Source organism: Paracraurococcus ruber, from assembly GCF_004353985.1.
In the GTDB taxonomy this organism is placed as follows: Bacteria; Pseudomonadota; Alphaproteobacteria; order Acetobacterales; family Acetobacteraceae; genus Paracraurococcus; species Paracraurococcus ruber.
Genome location: NZ_SMOA01000357.1, coordinates 1 through 4,618, shown reverse-complemented (window position 1 = coordinate 4,618; position 4,618 = coordinate 1). Strand labels below are relative to the sequence as shown.

Annotated in this window: 5 protein-coding genes; 2 read left to right on the top strand and 3 right to left on the bottom strand. The window is 73.8% G+C overall.

The features are described from left to right. On the top strand, positions 1-221 hold a 221-nt coding region (locus E2C05_RS33545; RefSeq protein WP_158292443.1), incomplete at its 5' end, for a hypothetical protein. Positions 222-266: 45 nt separating this feature from the next. On the opposite strand, the gene E2C05_RS28920 is transcribed toward E2C05_RS33545, so the two are convergent. The 3 genes from E2C05_RS28920 to E2C05_RS28910 are packed head-to-tail and all read right to left on the bottom strand — an operon-like array spanning position 267 to position 3,386. Beyond that, positions 267-563, bottom strand: a complete 297-nt coding sequence (locus tag E2C05_RS28920) for a hypothetical protein (protein WP_133223089.1) — start codon at positions 561-563, stop codon at positions 267-269. A gap of 19 nt (positions 564-582) precedes the next feature. Further along, positions 583-1,047, bottom strand: coding sequence for a DUF488 domain-containing protein (locus E2C05_RS28915; protein WP_133223088.1), 465 nt, complete (start codon positions 1,045-1,047; stop codon positions 583-585). A 26-nt stretch (positions 1,048-1,073) separates the two neighbouring features. Continuing rightward, on the bottom strand, positions 1,074-3,386 hold the full coding sequence (locus E2C05_RS28910; RefSeq protein WP_133223087.1) for an NADP-dependent malic enzyme: 2,313 nt from the start codon (positions 3,384-3,386) through the stop codon (positions 1,074-1,076). Between the two features lie 251 nt (positions 3,387-3,637). Here E2C05_RS28910 and E2C05_RS28905 point away from each other — a divergent pair. After that, positions 3,638-4,618 (top strand): MutS N-terminal domain-containing protein (locus E2C05_RS28905; RefSeq protein WP_456306536.1); only part of this gene is annotated, 981 nt, incomplete at its 3' end.

Here is a 4,618-nt window from a genome sequence, read left to right as displayed (position 1 = left end):
CCGCCCGCGCCCGCGCCGCCCTGCGCGAGCGGCGGGCCAAGGCGCTGGTCGATGCCTGCGCGCAGGAGGCGGTGAGCCGGATCGAGGCGGCGCATCAGCGCCTGGCCCGGGCCGAGGCGGAGATCGCCGAGGCGCGGCAGCAACTGGCCCTGGCGGGCCCGGGCGCGGCACCGCCGCGCGACCCCTTCGGCGACGCGCTGCGGACCGAAGGCGGGGTGTGACCGCGGGCCGCGGCCGCGCCGCGATCCGTCCCAGCCCTGCCGGGCTCAGCCCTCGTTCAGCATGTCCTGCACCCAGGCATCCCCCTGGCCGGACAGGGCGTTCCAGCTCGCATCCGGCGGCATGCGGGTGACCAGCAGCAGGGTCCCCGGGCGCCGGTCGGCTGGCAGGCTGGCCAGCAGGTGGTCGCGCAGATAGGCCGGGGAGACGGTGGTCGCCGCCAGCGTTGCCTCCGGCCGTACCCGCCAATGCTCGGGCGCGACCTGGAAGATGGCCTCGAAGAAGCGCGACTCCGCTTCGGCCCCGACGGCGGAGAGGTCGTGCAGGATCAGGCTCAGCGACATCGCAATTCCCCCTTCCCTGTCAGCTACGGGGCAGCATGCCCTGCGGATGCAGGTGGGCGATCACGAATTCGTCCGAGGCAGCGACGGCCTCCGCCACCAGCCGCCGGTGGCAGCGCATCGGGTCGGCTTCCAGGCAGAGCAGGCAGACCCGTTCCGCCCGCGCCTGGCCGGCGAGTTGCGCCAGCGCAGCCTGGGCCTCCGTCCCGGCCAGGCGGGCGGCGAAGATCCGCTGCATCTCGGCCGTGCGGCCCGCCTTGGCCGCGGCGCGGCCCTCGGCCGGGGTGCCCAGCGCCCGGGCGTGGTCATAGGCGATCCCCGCCGCTTCCAGCGCCGCCGAAAGGGCCCGCTTGGCGAAGCCGGGGCGGCGGCTGTTCGGCAGTTCCCGCACATCCACCAGCCGGGTCACGCCCGCCGCGCGCAGGGCGGCGACCAGCGCATCCGGCGTCGCCCCCTCATACCCGATGGTGAAGAGCGGCGGCGCCATGGCCGGGCCCGGCCGATGCCCGGCGGTCAGCGGGCGATTGCGGCATGGGCGGCGAGGCAGGCCATGTCCAGCACCTGCCCGACGCCGGCATCCACCGGCACGATCTGCACCGGCTTGGCCAGGCCCATCAGCAGCGGCCCGATCGCCGTGCCGCTGGTCAGCCGCGGCACCGCCTTGGTCAGGATATGCGCGGCATGCAGGCCGGGCATCACCAGGACGTTCGCCGCGCCGGTCAGCCGGCAGAAGGGGTAGAGGTGGGCCCGCAGCGCCGGGTCCAGCGCCACGTCGGCCGACATCTCGCCGTCATACTCGAAATCCACCTCCCGCTGGTCCAGCAGCTTGACCGCATCGCGGATGCTGCCGGGGATCGATCCCTTGGGGTCGCCGAAGGTGGAGAAGGAGAGGAAGGCCACCCGCGGCTCATGCCCCAGCCGCCGGGCCGCGGCGGCGGAGGCGATGGCGATCTCGGCCAGGGTCTGCGCATCCGGCCGCTCATGGATCGCGGTGTCGGCGACGAAGACGGTACCGGAGACGCGGGCGAGCAGCAGGGTCAGGCCGAACATCGTCCCGCCCGGCGCGGGATCGATGGCGGAGAGGATGCCCTCCAGCGCCACGGCATAGCTGCGCGTCACGCCGGTGACGATGGCGTCGGCGTCGCCCAGCGCGACCATGCAGGCGGCGAAGACGTTGCGGTCCTGGTTGACCAGCCGCTGGCAGTCGCGGAACAGGAAGCCGTGCCGCTGCTGCCGGCCATAGAGGTATTCCGCGAAGCGCCGGTTGCTGTCGGAGTTGCGGGCATTGCGGATCTGGATGCCTTCCGGCAGCGGCAGGCCGAGCGCGCGGGTGGTGGCATGGATCCGGTCCTCCCGCCCCACCAGCACCGGCGTGCCGTAGCCCGCCTGGTGGAAGGCGATGGCGGCGCGGATCACCTTCTCCTCCTCGCCCTCCGCGAAGACCACCGTCTTCGGGTTGGCACGCACCCGCTCGGTGATCAGTTCCAGCGCATTGGCGGTGGGGTCCAGCCGGCCTGCCAGGTTGCGGGCATAGCGGTTGAGGTCGGTGATCGGCCGGCGCGCCACGCCGCTGTCGATCGCCGCCTTGGCGACCGCGACCGGCACGCGGGAGATCAGCCGGGGGTCGAAGGCGTTGGGGATGATGTATTCGGGGCCGAAGCGCAGCGACTTGCCGGCGCCGGCCGACCCCACCTCCTCCGGCACGTCCTCCCGCGCCAGCAGGGCCAGGGACCGGGCGGCGGCGATCTTCATCTGGTCGTTGATGGTGCTGGCCCGCACGTCCAGCGCGCCGCGGAAGATGAAGGGGAAGCCGAGGACGTTGTTCACCTGGTTCGGGTAGTCGCTGCGGCCGGTCGCCACGATGCAGTCCGGGCGCGCGGCCTTGGCTTCCTCCGGCGTGATCTCGGGGTCGGGGTTCGCCATGGCGAAGATGATCGGCTTGTCCGCCATGGCGCGGACCATCTCCTGCGTCACCGCGCCCTTGACCGACAGGCCGAAGAAGACGTCGGCGCCCTCCAGCGCCTGGGACAGCGTCCGCGCCCTGGTCTCGACGGCATGCGCCGACTTCCACTGGTTCATGCCCTCGGTGCGGCCGCGGTACAGCACGCCCTTGGTGTCGCACATGATGATGTTCTCGGGCCGCATGCCCATGGCCCGCATCAGCTCGGCGCAGGCGATGCTGGCGGCGCCGGCGCCGTTGATGACCAGGCGGGTGGCCGCCAGGTCCCGCCCGGTCAGGTGCGCGGCGTTGATCAGCCCGGCGGCGGCGACGATGGCGGTGCCGTGCTGGTCGTCATGGAAGACCGGGATGTCCATCAGCTCGCGCAGCCGCTGCTCGATGACGAAGCATTCGGGCGCCTTGATGTCCTCGAGGTTGATGCCGCCGAAGCTGGGGCCGAGGAAGCGGACCGCGTTGACGAACTCGTCCGCATCCTCGGTGTCGAGGCAGAGATCGATGCCGTCCACGTCGGCGAAGCGCTTGAAGAGCGCGACCTTGCCCTCCATCACCGGCTTGGAGGCGAGGGCGCCGAGATTGCCGAGGCCGAGCACGGCGGTGCCGTTGGACACGACGGCGACGAAATTGCCCTTGGCGGTGTAGTCATAGGCGAGCGACGGGTCGCGGTGGATGTGCAGGCAGGGCTCCGCCACGCCGGGCGAATAGGCCAGCGACAGGTCGCGGGCGGTGATCAGCGGCTTGGTGAGGCGGATCTCCAGCTTGCCGGGACGTCCCTCGGCGTGCAGCGCCAGCGCCTCCTCCGGCGTCACGCGGGCGGTGCGGCCATCGGCGAGCGAGCCGGCGATCCCGGCCTTCGGTGCGTCATCCATTGCTCTCAGGTCCTCTCGCCGCCAGAGGGGCCCGACCCGGCGCCCCCTCCCTTGCCGCCATTTAGGCAGGGGGCGGCTGCGGCGTGAAGGCCGCGGCTTCGCAGCCGCGAAGCGGCCGCGGCCGGCGGACGGGACCAGCGGCCGCGGGGGGACGGCCGGCCGGGTCCGGCCGATCGTCGGGCGCCGCGCGATGCCCCGGGGTGCGCGGCCGGGGCGTTCACGCTGCGCCGCGATCTGCTCTACACAGCGGCATGGATCTGAACAGCGGCATGGACCAGGCCACCGTTTCCGCCGCGCGGCTGCCGAGCGCGGCCGGCGCCTCCCCCGCCATGGCGCAGTGGTTCGCGCTGAAGGCGGCGCAGCCGGAGGCGCTGCTGTTCTTCCGCATGGGCGACTTCTACGAGATGTTCTTCGCCGACGCGGAAGCCGCCGCGGAAGCGCTCGACATCGCGCTGACCTACCGGGGGGAGCATCAGGGCGAGCGGGTGCCGATGTGCGGCGTGCCGGCGCACAGCCACGAGACCTACCTTGCCCGGCTGATCCGCCGCGGCTTCCGGGTGGCGATCGCCGAGCAGATGGAGACGCCGGAGGAAGCGAAGCGCCGCAAGGCGAGCGCGGTGCGGCGGGAGGTGGTGCGGCTGGTCACGCCGGGGACGGTGACGGAGGAGGCGCTGCTGGACGCCGCCCGCCCGGCCTGGCTGCTGGCCCTGGTGCCGCAGGCCGACAGGGACGGGGATCGGCTGGGCGCCGCCTGGCTCGACCTCAGCACGGGCGCCTTCGAGACCGAGGCTCTGGCCGCCGCGGACCTGCCGGCCCTGCTGGCGCGGCTGGAGCCGGCGGAGGTGCTGGCGCCACCGGCGCTGGCCCTGCCCGGCGCGGTGGAGGCGACGCCGCCGCGCGACGGCGCCCGCCGCCTGGCCGAGGCCTGGGGCGTCGCCACCCTCGATGGCTTCGGCAGCTTCTCGGCCGCCGAAGCGGCGGCGGCGGCCATGGCGCTCGACTATGTCCGGGCGACGCAGAAGGGCGAGGGCGGGCGCGCCCTGCCGCATCTGGCGCGGCCGGTGCCGCGCGGCGGCCGCGGCGTGCTGCAGATGGATGCCGCGACGCGCGCCAGCCTCGAGATCCTGCGCCCGCTGCGCGGCAGCGCGCCTGACGGCGCGACCCGCGGCGGGCCGCGCGACTGCCTGCTGGGCGCGGTGGACCGCACCGTGACCGCCGCCGGCGCGCGGCTG

Excerpts from the sequence above, each read along its gene's own strand:
- E2C05_RS28920 (WP_133223089.1), bottom strand. The coding sequence starts at position 563 with ATGTCGCTGAGCCTGATCCTGCACGACCTCTCCGCCGTCGGGGCCGAA.
- E2C05_RS28910 (WP_133223087.1), bottom strand. The coding sequence starts at position 3,386 with ATGGATGACGCACCGAAGGCCGGGATCGCCGGCTCGCTCGCCGATGGC.
- E2C05_RS28915 (WP_133223088.1), bottom strand. The coding sequence starts at position 1,047 with ATGGCGCCGCCGCTCTTCACCATCGGGTATGAGGGGGCGACGCCGGAT.